Source organism: Burkholderia sp. AU16741 (assembly GCF_002223345.1).
Taxonomy (GTDB): Bacteria; Pseudomonadota; Gammaproteobacteria; order Burkholderiales; family Burkholderiaceae; genus Burkholderia; species Burkholderia sola.
Window position 1 is genome coordinate 1,622,148 of the sequence record NZ_NKEZ01000003.1, and the last position, 15,747, is coordinate 1,637,894.

A 15,747-nucleotide genomic window follows, 5' to 3' on the forward strand; every position below is an offset into this window, starting at 1 on the left:
TCCCTCGATCAGCCCAGCCATATAAACCGGAGATAACATGAGTCAGCAACGCGAGGCGATCGACACGTACCTCTTGCGCGTCTTGCACACCTTGTTGATGGAGCGCAGCGTTACGCGCGCGGCCGTCAAACTGAATCAGTCGCAACCGGCGATCAGCGCCGCGCTGCGCCGCCTGCGCGACATCACCGGCGATCCGCTGCTGGTGCGCGGCAAGTCCGGCATGGTGCCGACCGAATACGGGCTGCGCCTGCTCGAGCCCGTGCAGAACGCGCTGCGTGAAATCGAGCGCATCAAGTTCCAGCAGCACAACTTCGACCCGGCCACGTCGATCCGCTGCTACCGGATCGGCTGCCCCGACTACCTGAACGTGCTGTTCGTGCCGACCGTCGTCGAACGCTTCCGCCTGGCCGCGCCGAACGCGACGCTCGAGTTCCACTCGCTCGGCCCCGCGTTCGACTACGAGCTCGCGCTGGAAGACGGCAAGCTCGACATCGTCGTCGGCAACTGGCCCGAACCGCCGGAGCAATTGCACCTGTCGAACCTGTTCGTCGACGAAATCGTCTGCCTGATGAGCAACACGCATCCGTTCGCGAAGCGCGGCGGGCTCACGCTCGACCAGTACCTGAACGCGCCGCATCTCGCGCCGACGCCGTACTCGGTCGGCCAGCGCGGCGCGATCGACGTGCATCTCGCGCGCGAGCGGCTCAAGCGCCACGTGGTCGTCACGCTGCCGTACTTCAACCTCGCGCCTTACGTGCTCGTGAAGTCGGACCTGATCTTCACGACCACGCGGCTGTTCGCCGACCACTACGCGAAATTCCTGCCGCTGTCCGTCGTGCCGGCGCCGCTCGACTTCCCGCCGATGCAGTACTACCAGCTGTGGCACGAGCGCTGCCATTACTCCGACGAAGTGCGCTGGCTGCGCAGCCTCGTCGCCGAGGCCACCCGCACGCTGATCGAGGCGTAATCGCATACGGCGCGCGCCACGCGCGCCGGTCAGACCGTTGCGCGTCGCCGCGGCGGGTTGCGCGGCGGGCGGAGGCCGCAACGTGCGGCGCGACCGCCCCGCCGACGCGTCAGCGCGACGCTTCCACGAGCGCGTGCGCCAGCGCGTTGTGACGCTCGATCACCGACGGCAGATCGAGCGTCGCGAGCCGCCCTTCCCGCACCACCACCTTCCCGTTCACCACCGTGTACGCCGTCTGCGACGGCGCGCAGAACACGAGCGCCGCGACCGGGTCGTGCAGCGCGCCCGCGAACAGCGGCTGGCGCAGGTCGAACGCGGCGAAGTCCGCGGCCATGCCGGGCTTCAGCGCACCGATGTCGTCGCGGTTCAGCACCTTCGCGCCGCCGAGCGTCGCGATCTCGAGCGCTTCGCGCGCCGTCATCGCGTCGGGCCCGAAGCCCACCCGCTGCAGCAGCAGCGCCTGGCGTACCTCGGCCACCATCTGCGCGCCGTCGTTCGACGCGGAACCGTCGACGCCAAGGCCGACCGGCACGCCCGCGAGCCGCATCTTCTTCACCGGCGCGATGCCGGAAGCCAACCGCATGTTCGAGCACGGGCAATGCGCGACGCCCGTGCCGGTGCGCGCGAACAGGCCGATGCCCGCATCGTCGAGCTGCACGCAGTGCGCATGCCACACGTCGTGGCCGACCCAGCCGAGATCTTCCGCATATTCGGCAGGCGTCATCCCGAACTTCTCGCGGCTGTATGCGATGTCGTTGACGTTTTCTGCAAGGTGCGTGTGCAACGACACGCCGTATTCGCGCGCGAGCACGGCAGCGTCGCGCATCAGCTCGCGGCTCACCGAGAACGGCGAGCACGGCGCGACCACCACGCGCAGCATCGCGTGGCGGCCTTCGTCGTGATAGGTCTCGATCAGGCGCTGCGTGTCGCGCAGGATGTCGGGTTCGCGCTCGACGACCGAATCGGGCGGCAAGCCGCCGTCGCGCTGGCCGACGCTCATCGCGCCGCGGCTCGCATGAAAACGCATGCCGATCCGCTGCGCGGCGCCGATGCTGTCGTCGAGCCGGCTGCCGTTCGGGTAGATGTACAGATGGTCGCTCGACGTGGTGCAGCCCGACTGCAGCAGTTCGGCCATCGCGGTGAGCGTCGACACCTCGATCATCTCGGGCGTCAAATGCGCCCAGATCCGGTACAGGTTCGTGAGCCAGCCGAACAGTTCGGCGTTCTGCGCGGCCGGCACCGCGCGCGTGAGGCTCTGGTACATGTGGTGGTGCGTGTTCACGAGCCCCGGGATCACGAGGTGGCCGCGCAGGTCGAGCACTTCGTCGGCCGTGTCGGGCAGCTCGGCGCTCGGGCCGACCGCGACGATCCGGTTGTCTTCGATGTAGAGCCCCGCGTCGCGCAGTTCGCGGCGCGTATCGTCCATGGTCACGAGCACGTCGGCATGCTTGACCAGCAGGGTTTTCGGGCAGGATGAGGAGGGGTTCGGCGCGCGTGCGCCAGCGTGCTGCTCGAGATTCATGCGTTCTCCGCGTCGGTCTGCCTCCAGGGGCTGTCCTGGAAGCGGTCACACAGCCGTTCGAACGCTGAATCGCGGCACGCCCCGGTGCCTGCGTCCGTTCGAACGCCCTGGCCCGGTTACCCGGCGTGCTCGCCGTCTTCGGGGTACGCGCGGGCCACCGGCCGACGCGCACGGCGGGAGGATCGCCCAAGCGGGCGCCGCGCACAATACGCGATCCCGAATACCGTGCTTCAGGAATCCGGTATGGTACGCCGCCCGAGGCCCCGACGCGCGCCCGACACCGGCGCTGTCAGCCTTATCCGGCGGCCCGTCGACAGCCGCTCATGCGCGGCGCATTATCTTCGATATCGCGCACGTATTTGCACGGGGAACCTTTTTACAATGCCTGCACGGCGCTCGCTTCACTTTCGCCGACGGGTATGTAGCCACGTGACGTGGAGCCTCGATCCGCCGCATCGTCAATGGATCGAGTCGCCGCCGAACCTCGCATTCACACAAGGAACAACGAATGGGAAAGCTCACTACCCACGTACTCGATACGGCACACGGCCGCCCCGGCGCCGCCATCAAGGTGGACCTCTACGCGCTGGACGGCGAATCGCGCCGCGCGATCAAGACCGTGCTGACCAATAGCGACGGCCGCTGCGACGAACCGCTGCTCGAAGGCGCGGCGCTCGCCGCCGGCGAATACGAACTCGTGTTCCATGCCGGCGACTACTTCGCGGCGCTCGGCGTGAAGGTGCCCGAACCGCGCTTCGTCGACCGCGTCGTGCTGCGCTTCGGCATCGCCGACACCGGCTCGCACTACCACGTGCCGCTGCTCGTGTCGCCGTGGTCGTACAGCACCTATCGCGGCAGCTGACATTCGAATCAGCGCCTGCATCAAGACAAACGATCTGAGTCTGGAGGAGTTTCATGGAAGGCTTCATCACCGACTGGCTGAACCTCGCGCTGCGATGGCTGCACGTCATCGTCGCCATTGCGTGGATCGGCGAGTCGTTCTATTTCGTCGCGCTCGACAACAGCCTGAAACCGCCGACCGACCCGAACCAGCGCAAGCGCGGCGTGTTCGGCGAGCTGTGGCACGTCCACGGCGGCGGTTTCTACAACATGCAGAAGTACACGGTCGCGCCGCCGGAAATGCCCGATGACCTGCACTGGTCGAAGTGGCCGTCGTACACGACCTGGCTGTCGGGCTTCTCGCTGTTCTTCGTGCTGTACCTGCTCGCACCGAACACGTACCTGATCGACAAGAACGTGCTCGACATGGGCCCGGTGGTCGCCGTCGCCTCCGCACTCGGCTTCCTCGCGGCCGGCTGGATCGTCTACGACTCGCTGTGCCGCATCCTCGGCACCAACGACCGCGTGCTCGGCATCTGCGTCGGCCTGTACGTCGTCGCCGCCGCGTACCTCGCGTGCCACATCTTCTCGGGCCGGGCCGCCTACCTGATCGTCGGCGCGATGCTCGCGACGATCATGTCGGCGAACGTGTTCTTCGTGATCATCCCGGGCCAGCGCAAGATGGTCGACAAGATGCTCAAGGGCGAGGAACCGAACCCGATCTACGGCAAGCGCGGCAAGCAGCGTTCGGTGCACAACACGTACTTCACGCTGCCGGTCGTGTTCGCGATGCTGTCGAACCACTATGCGATGACGTACACGAACAAGTTCAACTGGGTCGTGCTCGTGCTGATCATGCTGGCCGGCGCGCTGATCCGCCAGTTCTTCGTGATGCGTCACCGCGGCAAGCAGCTGTGGTACCTGCCGATCGGCGGCGTCGCGCTGCTGTCGGGCGCGCTGGTGTGGACGATGCCGAAGCCGGTCGCGCCGGAAGCGCAAGCGGCCAACGCACCGAAGATCGCGATTCACGACATCATGCCGATCTTGCAGCAGCGCTGCGTCGAGTGCCACTCGGCGAAGCCGACGCTGATGGGCAGCGCGCCCGCGGGCGTGATGTTCGATACGCCGGACGAAGTGTCGAAGAACGCGCAGCGGATCTACGACCAGGCCGTGCGCCTGAAGGCGATGCCGATCGGCAACGTCACGCACATGACCGACGACGAGCGCACGAAGCTCGCCGCCTGGTTCGAGGGCGGCGCGGTCAAGTAAGCGGCCCGCCCGGTGCCGGGAGCCATTCGCCGGCGCCATGCTCTCCGTTCGCGGGCCCGGTCACACGGGCCCGTTTTTTTGCCTGCGCGGAATGCCCTTCGCGCGCTACCCGCGCATCGCGTCGCGCTGCAGTGCGACGAGTACGTCGCGTGCGCGCGGGCCATCGGCGACCGGCACGAAGATGTGATCGTGGTACGCGGCGGCCATCACGTTGCAGCTGATGCCGGCCGCGCCGAGCGCCCGCGCGAATGCGGCCGTGAGGCCGACGGCCGCGAGATCGGAATGCACGGTCAGCGTGATCCATGCGGCGCGGAACAGCACCGGCCAGCCGCGGCGCGCGGCCGTTGCCTCGTCGACCACGACCGTCAGCCCTTCCGCCTCGCGGAACGTCGCGATCACTTCGGATAACGATACGTCCGCGTCGGGCGGCAGCGCGATGAACGCGAACACGCCCGGATGCAGTTCGGGCTGCATCGTGCGCAGCAGGACCGCGAGGTCGTTTTCAGGCTGGCTCATCGGAGGATCGCGCCCGGAACCGGACGTCGTGTGGGAGCGATGCGGGCACGATAGCACGCGGCACGCGCACCATCGCGACTTCGTCCGCGAGCCGGGCGCGCAACGCGACGGTGCGCGGATCGTCCCGCAGGTGAACTCAAAGACACGCATGCGCGATACCCGCAAGGCCGCGTCAACCTGATTGGCGTGCCAGCGCGCGCGCGTAAAAAAACCCGCGCAGGTTGCGCGGGTTTCGACGGACGGACAATCGACCCGACTCAGGCCGTCACCGCATCCCGTGCATCCTCGGTGAGCCACAGCGACTCCTGCAGATCCTGTTCGTTCAGGTTCAGCCCGTCGCCGCCGCGATCGACGACGATGAAGTCGCTCACGCCGCCCAACGCGATCAGCGGGTGATGCCACACGCCCTTCGCGTAGTTCACGCCCTGCCAGCCGCTCGTCACGAACGCGCGGATCTTCGCCGGATCGAGATCGCCCGCAGGCGCGACGACCACGAGATACGGTTGGTCGTTCAGCGGCACGAACGCCTGGCTGCCGAGCGGATGCCGCTCCAGCATCTTCACTTCGAACGGCAGCGTGCGCGGCTGGCCGCGGAACAGGTTGACGAGCGGGCGGCCGCCTTCATCGGTCACGTCGATTTTCGCGAGATCGTGAAAGCGGATCGTCGTGCCGAGGTTGATCGGGATCTGCTTCGCCCCTTCCGTTTCGATCACGTCGCCGAACGGTGCAAACGCTTCCCTGGTCAGCGGTTCGATGGCGAGCGTCTTCATTTGTCGAGCGTCCCCCACAGACGCAGGCGCGACACGCCGCCGTCCGGAATGATGTTCAGGCGCACGTGGGTGACCGGGCCGAGCGACGCGATCTCCTGTTCGAAATAGTGCTGCTTGTCCATCTGCAGCTTCTGTTCGCCGAGCAGCACCGGCCAGAACATCGATTGCGTGATCAGCGAGCTGTCCGTGCCGCCCGATACATACGCGGCCTGGATCGAGCAGCGATCCGGGTAGTTGCCCTTGAAGAACGCGGTATCGACTTCGATCTTGCGGATCACGCCCGGCTGCGCGAGCGCGATGATCGCCCAGTCGTTGCCCGGCTCGCGGCGGCGGCGGGTTTCCCAGCCGTCGCCCATGTTCACGCCGCGGCCCGGCAGCAGCAGGTTCGACGCGACGCCGAAGTGCTGGTTGTTCGCCGCCACCACGTAACCGCCGTTTTCCATCGCCGCGAGGTCGAACTGCTCGGTCGCGCTCGCGCCGGCCCAGTCGAGCTGCGGCTGGCCGTACACGCGCAGGCGCGCGATGCCGCCGTCCGGGTAGATATTCACGCGCAGATGCGTGAACGCGCGCGCGTCGCTCGCTTCGACGTAGTGATGGCTATTGCCTTGCAGCGTCGTCGACGGGACGATCTCGACCCACTCGGTCGCATGCGTCGGCGCGCCGTCGGCCACGAACGCGGCCTCGATCGATGCGGCCGGCGGGAAGTTGCCGGTGAAGTGGCTGGTGTCGATGTCGAAGCCCTTGATCACGCCCGGGCGCGCGAGCTTGACGATGCACCAGTCGTAGCCCGTCGTGCGCTTGCGGCGCGTTTCCCAGCCGTCCATCCACTTGCCGTGGTCGTCGTACTTGCCGGGGATGAACACGGCCGGCTCGGGGTTTAGCATCCGGTCCTTCGGCGCGAAGAAATCGTCGCTGGCCTCGAGCGCCTGCGCACCAAGACGCGGGTCGGCAAGATTCACGTAGCGCCGCGTGAAATCGGGTGCGTTCGGATCGAGAAGCGGAACAGCCATGATGTTTCCTTGTTTCAGTCAGACGTTCGGGCCGCCGCGGCGCAGCGGGCCGTATTGTGGTGCCCAGCGGCGGTGTCAGGCGTCGATCAGGTCGTCGAGGCGAAAGCGCGCGATCCGGTAGATCTGGTCGAGGCTTGCGCGCAGTTCCTCGTCGCGCGAATGATTCACGCGCGACTCGAAGTTCGCGATGATGCCGTGGCGGTCATAGCCGCGCACCGCGAGGATGAACGGGAAGCCGAATTTCTCGCGATAGGTGCGGTTCAGCGTGAGCAGCTTGTCGAATTCTTCCTGCGTGCACTGGTCGAGGCCGGCGCCGCTCTGCTCGCGGGTCGATTCGGCCGTCAGCTCGCCGCGCACCGCGGCCTTGCCGGCCAGCTCCGGGTGGGCGTTGATCAGCGCGAGCTGGCGCGCTTCGCCGCCGGTTTCCACCGCGTCCGACATCGTCTCGTGCAGCGCGTCGATGCTCGCGAACGGACGCTTGCCCGCGGCGACCTCGGCCACCCACGGCGAATGTTCGAAGATCCCCGACAGCGCCGCGACGAATGCGCTCGGCGCCATCGTGTTCAGTTGTTCCAACGTATAGCGCATCGCCTTCATGCTTTCCCTTCGTTTCGATTGTTGGGCTGATACGGATGATGTTCACGCCAGTGACGCGCGATATCGACACGGCGCGTCACCCATACGCGATCGTGCTTCTCGATGTGATCGAGGAACCGCTGCAGCCCGCGGAACCGGCCCGGCCGGCCGAGCAGCCGGCAATGCATGCCGATCGACAGCATCTTCGGCGCCTCGTCGCCCTCCGCGTACAGTACGTCGAACGCGTCGCGCAGGTACTGGAAGAAGTGGTCGCCGGTATTGAAGCCCTGCGGCGTCGCGAAGCGCATGTCGTTCGTGTCGAGCGTGTACGGCACGATCAGTTGCGGCGACGTGCGGCCGCCCGACACCTCGACGTCCATCCAGAACGGCAGGTCGTCGCCGTAGTTGTCGGCGTCGTACAGGAAGCCGCCGTATTCGGCGACCAGGCGGTGCGTGTTGGGACTGTCGCGGCCGGTATACCAGCCGAGCGGACGCTCGCCCGTCACGCGCTCGATCGCTTCCATTCCAAGGCGCATGTGCTCGGCTTCGAGTTCCGGCGTCATGCTCTGGTAGTGGATCCAGCGCCAGCCGTGGCACGCGATTTCATGGCCGAGCTCGACGAATGCCCGCGCGAGCTCCGGATGACGTTCGATCGCCATGCCCACGCCGAATACCGTCAGCGGCAGCCCGCGCTTCTCGAATTCGCGCAGGATGCGCCACACGCCGGCCCGCGACCCGTATTCGTAGATCGACTCCATGCTCATGTGGCGGTCCGGATACGCGGCCGCGCCGACGATTTCGGACAGGAACTGCTCGGATCCCGGGTCGCCGTGCAGCACGCAGTTCTCGCCGCCCTCCTCGTAGTTCAGCACGAATTGCACGGCGACGCGGGCGCGCCCCGGCCAGTTCGCCTGAACGGGATGGCGGCCGTAGCCGATCAGGTCGCGAGGATAGTTGGGATCGAGTGACATGGTTCGAAGTGCAACGAGAGCGGGCTGAATGAGCGGGCTGGAATAATGGGTTCGCATCGACTGCGCGGCGCCGGCGGCCGGCCGCGCGAGCCGATGCGATGACGGCCCAGTGTAGCGAAAACGTTCCTACGCGCCCATACAGCGGCGCAGATAGTGCATGTCAGACGGTGTGTATGTGCGGTTGCGGCAAATTCGGCGGAGGTTCCGCCGCGTCGCCGTCCGGCGGGCTGAAGCGGGCGAACGCGCCGTCGTAGCGCTTCGCCAGCGGCCGCGCGTAGTCGCCGCGCTTCGCGGTCGCGAGGCGCAGCGCGACGAGCGCCTCGGCCCACTTCACCGCCGCCGTGACGCCCTCGACCACCGGCGCGCCGATCTGCTGCTCGATCTCGTGCGCGAATTCGGCCATCCCCGCGCAGCCGAGCACGATCGCGTCGGCGCCGTCCTCGTCGAGCGCGCGCCGGCATTCGTCGACGATGATCCGGCGCGCGGCCGAGCCGGGCCGGTCGAGTTCGAGCACCGCGACGTCGGTCGCGCGCACGTTGCGGCAGAACCGCTTCATCCCGTAGCGCTCCGCGAGGTGCCATGCCATCCCGCAAGTGCGCGCGAGCGTCGTGACGACCGAGAAGCCCGGCGCTAGCACGCTCGCCGCATGCATCGCGGCCTCGGCGATGCCGATCACCGGCCCGCGCGCGAGCTCGCGCGCCGCGTACAGGCCGGGATCGCCGAAACATGCGATCACGTACGCGTCGCAGCCGTCGCGCTCGCCCCGCGCGACCTCGGCGAGCAGCCCCGGCGTCGCGAGCGCCTCGTCGTAATAGCCTTCGATCGACGGCGGCCCCATCGGCGGGCTCACGGCCACGATCTCCGTGCCGGCGGCCGCGACCTCGCGCGCGCAGCGGCCCATCGCATCGGTCATCCGCTGCGTCGTATTCGGATTGATCAGTCGGATCTTCATCGCCCGCTCCTTACGCCTTCGCGTTCGCGAGGAGCCGATAGAACACGAAGCCGAGCCCCGCGCCGATGAACCACGAGAAATTCGCGAGCGCCTGCCAGCCCGGCACCATCACGCAGACGACCGCGATCACCGCGGCCGGCAGCAGCGCGGCGAGCGCGCGGCGGTTCACGCCGCCCGTGTACCAGTAGGCGCCGCTTTCCGACATCGTGTACAGGTCGTCGCGCACGAGGCGGCCGCGCTTGACGAGGTAGAAGTCGGCGATCAGCACGCCGTACAGCGGGCCGATGAACGCGCCGAGCACGTCGAGCGTGTAGTGGATCACGGCCGGGTTGTTGAACAGGTTCCACGGCGTGATGAAGATCGACGCGACGGCCGCGAGCATCCCGCCCGCCCGCCAGCTGATCAGGCGCGGCGCGACATTCGAGAAGTCGAACGCGGGCGACACGAAGTTCGCGACGATGTTGATGCCGATCGTCGCGATCGTGAACGTCAGCGCGCCGAGAATCACCGCGGTCGGATGGTCGATGCGGCCGACCGTCGCGACCGGGTCGGTGATCAGTTCGCCGAACACCGGCAGCGTCGCGGCGGTGGTGATCACCGTGACGAGCGAGAACGCGAGGAAGTTGACCGGCAGCCCCCAGAAATTGCCGCGCTTCACGTCGCCGAACGAGCGGCAGTAGCGCGAGAAATCGCCGAAGTTCAGCATCGGCCCGGAGAAGTACGACACGACGAGCGACACGGCGGTGATCATCACCGGAATCACTTCCGCGCCGTGATACTTGACGCCGCCGAGGTTGATGCCGATGTTGCGCCAGCCCGCGCGCCACACCATGTAGCCGGCGAGGATGAACATCACGACATAGACGGCCGGGCCCGCGAAGTCGATGAACTTCTTGATCGTCTCCATCCCGTTCCAGAACACGAACGCCTGGAGCACCCACAGCAGCATGAAGCCGGCCCAGCCGACCGCCGACAGCCCGAGGAAGCCGTAGCGATGGACGTCCGCGTACGGCAGCCATTGCGGGAAGAATTTCAGCACGACGATCACGAGCGCGCTCGATGCCAGATAGGTCTGGATGCCGTACCACGCGATCGCGATCAGCCCGCGGATCACGGCCGGCACGTTCGCGCCGAGCACGCCGAACGTCGCGCGGCACGCGACCGGATACGGCACGCCGATCTGCTGGCTCGGCCGCGCGATCAGGTTGCACAGCGCGTTCACGAGGCCGATGCCGACGATCAGCGCGATCAGCACCTGCCAGCTCGTCAGCCCGAGCGCGAACAGGCTGCCCGCGAACACGTAGCCGCCGACGCTGTGCACGTCCGACATCCAGAACGCGAAGATGTTGTACGCACCCCACGTCTGTTTTTTAAGGGGTGCCAAATCTTCGTTGTACAGACGTTCACTGTAACCATCCGGCAATGCCGGACCGCCGCCCTCGCCGCCTTCTTCCGCCGGATAGGCGCTGTCGTGCGCCACACTGAACTGAGCCATGACTTCTCCTTGACGCGGCCGCAAGGCCGCTCCACCGTCATCGATATCGCTCCGGATCATCGCCCGGAGTCGGACCCGCGGCCCGCGGCAAACGCCGCAGGCCTGCATTGCTCTCGTCGTGTGGCGCGCGGCCGGGTTCGCGTCGCCGCTCAGGCGCCGCCGAACACTTCGCGCAAATCGACCTGCCCTTGCGCGGGCCGGTCCAGCATCTTCAGTTCGACATGCTGCAGGTGGCGCGCCATCAGCGTCACCGCCTGCTTCGGATCGCCCGCCTCCAGCGCGGCGAGGATCTCGTCGTGGTCGTCGCACGAGCACGGGCTGCGCCCGTGCGATTCGTACAGCGCCGACATCAGCGTCGAGCGTGCGACGAGCCCTTCGAGGCACTCGCTGAGCGTCGCATTGCCCATCAGCGTCGCGAGCGCCGTATGGAATTCGCCCGACAGCCGGATCCACGCCGCGAAGTCGTGCCGCTCGAACGCCTTGCGTTCCTTGTCGATCAGCGCCGCGACGCCCTTCAGCCGCCGGGCGCCGGGGCCGGTCGCGAGCCGCTCGACCACGGCCAGCTCGATGATCCGGCGCATCTCGAACACTTCGTGCACGTCCTGCAGCGTCGGGCTCGCGACGAAGGCGCCGCGGTTCGGCTCCAGGTCGACCAGCTTGTCGGTCGCGAGCTGTGCGAGCGCCTGGCGGATCGTCCCGCGCTTCACGCCGAACACGTCGCAGAGCTGCGCCTCCGTCAGCTTCGCGCCGGGCGCGAGCCGATGCTCGAGGATCGCCGTGCGGATCCGCTCGGCGATCGCTTCGGGGCTGGCCGCACCGGACGGAGAGGAATCGGGCTCGTTCATGATCTGCATCGTGTGATGGTCCTTATCCTAGGGTGGACATAAAGATTGTCAACAATTCTTTTGCAGGATTTCGCACAATCTGCGTGCGCCGGCGTGTTCCCATTCGGTGCAATTCGCACGAAATCCATGCACGACAAGCCATACAGGCAAGACGGAGGCCCTTCTCGTCGTCTACCTCCCCGGCCATTTTGTTGACAAAAATGGTGCAAAACCAGGTGGCGATCGTATCGGCGTCGACGAAAAAAATCTGACCGTTAGTTGCGTATTTGCCTAAAGAAAAAGGCGGGAAACCCGCCTTTCGATCAGTCGCGCCGGCATCAGCCGAGATGCGGATAGTCGGACAGCGTGAGCCGGAACCCGTGCGCATTCGCGACCAGCTGCGCCTGTGCACCGAACGGCAGCGTCAACAGGTCGGGCACATGGCCGAACTGGAGCCCGGTGACGACCGGGATGCCGACCACCGCGCGCACCTGGTCGATCATCGCCTGCATGTCGTAGCCGTTGTCGTATTCGAACGGCCGCGCGCCGGTGAACTGGCCGAGCACGAGCGCCTGCTGGCGCGCGAGCAGCCCCGACAGGTGCAGTTGATAGATCATCCGCTCGATCCGGAACGGCTGCTCGTTGACGTCTTCGATGAACAGGATCCCGCCTTCGATGTCGGGCATGTACGGCGTGCCCACCAGCGACGCGAGGATCGCCAGATTGCCGCCCCACAGCATGCCGGTCACGTTCACCGCCTGCACCTGCGGTGCGTCGGCGACGATCGTCGTGCTCGGCTGCGTCAGCGTCTGCCAGAAATGCTGCATCGTGAAGTCGCTCGGCGTTTCCGCGCCGAAGTCGGCCGACAGCATCGGGCCGCCGAACGTCTTGATGCGCGCCTTCGCATACAGCGCGAGCTGGATCGCCGTGAAGTCGCTGTGGCCGACGAGCGCGACCGGCTGGTCGCGCAGCCGGCGTTCGAGGCCGCGATAGTCGAGCCCGTGCAGGATGCGCGCGGCGCCGTAGCCGCCGCGCACCGCGAGCGCGATGTCCGGCAGCGGCCGCTCCGGATCGGCGAGGCGGTTCAGGTCGCCTGCCCGCTCGCCGTCGGTGCCGCCGAAACGCTGGAAGCGCCGCTGCGTCGCCTCGAGGTTCTCGATGCGCTGCTGCGCGGTGCTGAGGCGCTCGAGCGCGCGGTTGATCGCGTCGGGGTCGTGCGGATAGCCGGACGGCGCCAGCAGGCGGATGGTGTAGGACGCGGCGGGCTGGAAGGACATGGCGAAAGGTGTCGGGGTCGTCAAACCTGCTTAGAGGGCCCGAACCGTGCCCGGTTCACGAAAACCGTGCACGCCGGGCGCGGCGGGAGGCAGCCTAGGACGCGCCGGATTCGGCGTCGCGGGCGAGCCGCGCGTCGCGCAGCGCGCGACGGCGCTCGGCGAAGAACGACTTCAACGCGGCGCCGCACTCGTCGGCGAGCACGCCGCCGGTCACTTCGGTGTGGTGATTCAGCTGAGGATTCGCGAAGGCGTCGATCACGCTGCCGCACGCGCCCGTCTTGGGGTCGGCCGCGCCATAGACGACCCGCGCGATGCGGGCATGCATGATCGCGCCTGCGCACATGAGGCACGGCTCGAGCGTCACGTAAAGCTCGCAGCCGGGCATCCGGTAATTCCGCAGATGCTGCGCGGCCATGCGCAGCGCGGCCATTTCGGCATGCGCGGACGGGTCGTGCCCGCCGATCGGATGGTTGAAGCCGCGGGCGATCACTTCGTCGCCGCGCACGAGCACCGCGCCGACCGGCACTTCGCCGGCCGCGCGCGCCTCTTCGGCGGCGGCCTGCGCAAGACGCATGAAATGCAAGTCGCGCGCCGATACGGGCGCGCTGTCGTGAACGGGAGAATCGGCGGCGGGGTCGGCGGCCACGGCGGCGGCCGAGCGTGCTGCGTCGTGCAGCGCGTCGGACGTCACATCGTCCCCGCTTCGGCGGGCGCGTCGTCGAGCCCGCGCTCGCACAGGCGTTCCGCGATGCGCCGGCAGTAGTCGCGCGGCATCACCATCGGGCCGCCGCGCAGCGATTCGAGCGCCATGTCGAGCGCGAGGATCTTCGCCTGCAGCCGGCAGCGCGCGGCGCGGTCGCTGACCGCCTGCACTTCGTCGTGCAGGTTGCGCAGCGCGCGCAGTTGCTCGACGGCCGGCGGCACGAAGCCCGCGTTCTTCAGGATACGGTTGGCCACCCGCACCTCCTCGGGCACGAGCAGGTCGTCATCCAGCGCCTGCGGCGCGCCGGTACCCGGCAAATCGTCGAACTCGCCCCGCGCGGCGGCGGCGGCAATACGTTGTTCGACCAGGGCGTCAAGCAATCTCATCAGTCAATCGGAACAATGCGGCAGGCCGAATTCTAGCAGGGTGACGCCGGTATGACAGGCCGTTCGAATACATGCTCGATATTGTGTTTTTAGGGACCGAATCGCAGCGCATGCGCGCCGATCGCCGTCAGTTGCCGCGCTGCTGCGCCGCAGGAGGCTGAGCGCCGTTTGGACACCTTCAAATGTATGCCGTATCCGGACCCGTTTTTATCCACGACGACGTGGCGACCACCCCATCTGTCCGGCAAAAACGCTAGCCGCACCGCCTCCGCCGTCCATTACGCGGCCACCGTATCCGGCCGCGCCTTCGCAAACGGACGGAACATCGTCGCGATCAGGAACGCGCCGATCCCGATCGCGAACGAGCCGAGGTACAGCCAGCCATAGCTGCCGAACGCATCGACGATCAGCCCGCCGGCGACCGGGCCCGCGGCCATCCCGAGGCTGCCGGCCATCGCGCAGCCGCCGATCACGGTCCCCATCATCCGCAGCGGGAAATTCTCGCGCGCGAGCACCGAATACAGCGGCATCACGCCCGCATAGATGAAACCGAACAGCGTCGCGACCGCGTAGAAGCCGTCGAGCGTGCGCACGAAGTAGTAGCCGAGCGCGCCCAGCGCCTGCGCGAGCAGCCCGGCCACCAGCATGCGCTTCGCGCCGAGCCGATCGCCGAGGATCCCGAACGCGATCCGGCCGCCCATGCCCGCGAGCCCTTCGACGCTGTAGATCGACACGGCGACGATCAGCGGAATCCCGCACGTGACCGCGTAGCTGACCGTATGGAAGATCGGGCCCGAATGCGTCGCGCAGCAGAAGAAGTTGGTCAGCACGAGCACCCTGAACTGCGGCGAGCGCAGCGCATCCGCGACCGACATCGCGACGGGCGCGCCGGCGGACGCAGGCGCAGGCGCCGTGTGCGCGGAGTCCGGATCGAGCGCGGGCGCCCGGCGCACCAGCAGCGACACCGGGATCATCACGACGGCCGCCAGTACGGCGATCAGCAGCATCGCCGTGCGCCAGTCGCGCACCGACACGAGCCATGCGGCCAGCGGCGCCATCGTCATCGGCGCCATCCCCATGCCGGCCGACACGAGCGAGACCGCGAGGCTGCGGTGCGTGTCGAACCAGCCGGTCACGCACGCCATCATCGGTGCGAATATCGCGGCCGTCGCACTGCCGACTGCCAGGCCGAAGGTCAACTGAAACACCAGCAGCGACGGCGCGCGGCTTGCCAGCGCCAGGCTCGCCGACAGCAGCACGGCGCCCGCGACGACGACCGGCCGCGTGCCGATGCGGTCCGACAGGTTGCCCCACGCCATGCTCGCGACGGCCATCGCGATGAAACCGAGCGTCATCGCGCCGGAAATGCCGGTCATCGACCAGCCCGTATCGCGCGCGATCGACCGCAGGAACACCGGCAATGAAAACATCGCGCCGATCGCGACGCAGCCCATCAGGCCGCCCGCGGCGACGATCACCCAGCGGTATCGGGAATCCGACATGTGGCGTGTCATGTAGCCTCTCCTGGTTCGTTGCTCCGTCCGCGGAAACCGGGTGCCGGCCGCATGGCGCGGCGCACGGCCCGGTCGATATCGATACGACGGGCGACACGGCAGGGAATCGACATGCGCGGCCCAGGGGACCCCGTTTTTTATTGTCGGCGATTCCG

16 protein-coding genes are annotated in these 15,747 nt (G+C 67.4%); 3 read left to right on the forward strand and 13 right to left on the reverse strand.

Translation table 11 applies throughout. The features are described from left to right. Positions 1 to 37 precede the first annotated feature (37 nt). Positions 38 to 967, forward strand: coding sequence for a LysR substrate-binding domain-containing protein (locus tag CFB89_RS09925; RefSeq protein ID WP_006478550.1), 930 nt, complete (start codon positions 38 to 40; stop codon positions 965 to 967). 109 nt (positions 968 to 1,076) lie between these two features. Here CFB89_RS09925 and CFB89_RS09930 read toward each other — a convergent pair whose 3' ends face one another. Next, entirely contained in the window at positions 1,077 to 2,489 is a 1,413-nt protein-coding gene (locus CFB89_RS09930; RefSeq protein ID WP_089467690.1) for an 8-oxoguanine deaminase, read from the reverse strand. Positions 2,490 to 2,997: 508 nt separating this feature from the next. On the opposite strand from CFB89_RS09930, the gene uraH reads away from it, so the two are divergent. Continuing rightward, on the forward strand, positions 2,998 to 3,351 hold the full coding sequence (gene uraH / locus CFB89_RS09940) for a hydroxyisourate hydrolase (RefSeq protein ID WP_011549584.1): 354 nt from the start codon (positions 2,998 to 3,000) through the stop codon (positions 3,349 to 3,351). Positions 3,352 to 3,404: 53 nt separating this feature from the next. After that, positions 3,405 to 4,598 (forward strand): urate hydroxylase PuuD, encoded by a 1,194-nt coding sequence (locus CFB89_RS09945; RefSeq protein WP_089467691.1) that lies wholly within the window; start codon positions 3,405 to 3,407, stop codon positions 4,596 to 4,598. A 105-nt stretch (positions 4,599 to 4,703) separates the two neighbouring features. Here the strand turns inward: CFB89_RS09945 and CFB89_RS09950 are convergent, their stop codons facing one another. From CFB89_RS09950 to CFB89_RS10005, 12 genes are all read right to left on the reverse strand, one after another. Further along, positions 4,704 to 5,114 (reverse strand): ACT domain-containing protein, encoded by a 411-nt coding sequence (locus tag CFB89_RS09950; protein WP_089467692.1) that lies wholly within the window; start codon positions 5,112 to 5,114, stop codon positions 4,704 to 4,706. Positions 5,115 to 5,371: 257 nt separating this feature from the next. Beyond that, on the reverse strand, positions 5,372 to 5,884 hold the full coding sequence (locus tag CFB89_RS09955) for an ureidoglycolate lyase (protein ID WP_089467693.1): 513 nt from the start codon (positions 5,882 to 5,884) through the stop codon (positions 5,372 to 5,374). Then, positions 5,881 to 6,894 carry an allantoicase gene (alc, locus tag CFB89_RS09960; RefSeq protein WP_089467694.1) on the reverse strand — a complete coding sequence of 338 codons (1,014 nt, stop codon included), beginning with the start codon at positions 6,892 to 6,894 and terminating at the stop codon, positions 5,881 to 5,883. The genes CFB89_RS09955 and alc overlap by 4 nt, the downstream gene beginning before the upstream one ends. A gap of 75 nt (positions 6,895 to 6,969) precedes the next feature. Further along, entirely contained in the window at positions 6,970 to 7,491 is a 522-nt protein-coding gene (uraD, locus tag CFB89_RS09965) for a 2-oxo-4-hydroxy-4-carboxy-5-ureidoimidazoline decarboxylase (RefSeq protein ID WP_089467695.1), read from the reverse strand. Continuing rightward, positions 7,488 to 8,441, reverse strand: a complete 954-nt coding sequence (gene puuE / locus CFB89_RS09970; RefSeq protein WP_089467696.1) for an allantoinase PuuE — start codon at positions 8,439 to 8,441, stop codon at positions 7,488 to 7,490. Before puuE ends, uraD begins: the two co-directional genes overlap by 4 nt. Positions 8,442 to 8,601: 160 nt before the next feature. Further along, positions 8,602 to 9,393 carry an aspartate/glutamate racemase family protein gene (locus CFB89_RS09975; protein ID WP_089467697.1) on the reverse strand — a complete coding sequence of 264 codons (792 nt, stop codon included), beginning with the start codon at positions 9,391 to 9,393 and terminating at the stop codon, positions 8,602 to 8,604. A gap of 10 nt (positions 9,394 to 9,403) precedes the next feature. Then, on the reverse strand, positions 9,404 to 10,888 hold the full coding sequence (locus tag CFB89_RS09980) for an NCS1 family nucleobase:cation symporter-1 (RefSeq protein WP_089467698.1): 1,485 nt from the start codon (positions 10,886 to 10,888) through the stop codon (positions 9,404 to 9,406). Positions 10,889 to 11,037: 149 nt separating this feature from the next. Then, entirely contained in the window at positions 11,038 to 11,742 is a 705-nt protein-coding gene (locus CFB89_RS09985) for a GntR family transcriptional regulator (protein ID WP_050013319.1), read from the reverse strand. 308 nt (positions 11,743 to 12,050) lie between these two features. Next, positions 12,051 to 12,989, reverse strand: a complete 939-nt coding sequence (ldcA, locus tag CFB89_RS09990) for a muramoyltetrapeptide carboxypeptidase (RefSeq protein ID WP_089467699.1) — start codon at positions 12,987 to 12,989, stop codon at positions 12,051 to 12,053. A gap of 94 nt (positions 12,990 to 13,083) precedes the next feature. Then, entirely contained in the window at positions 13,084 to 13,680 is a 597-nt protein-coding gene (tadA, locus tag CFB89_RS09995) for a tRNA adenosine(34) deaminase TadA (protein ID WP_179233400.1), read from the reverse strand. After that, entirely contained in the window at positions 13,677 to 14,078 is a 402-nt protein-coding gene (locus tag CFB89_RS10000; RefSeq protein ID WP_027784729.1) for a DnaJ family domain-containing protein, read from the reverse strand. Before CFB89_RS10000 ends, tadA begins: the two co-directional genes overlap by 4 nt. 278 nt (positions 14,079 to 14,356) lie before the next feature. Then, positions 14,357 to 15,592 (reverse strand): MFS transporter, encoded by a 1,236-nt coding sequence (locus tag CFB89_RS10005; RefSeq protein ID WP_256979630.1) that lies wholly within the window; start codon positions 15,590 to 15,592, stop codon positions 14,357 to 14,359. Positions 15,593 to 15,747 lie beyond the last annotated feature (155 nt).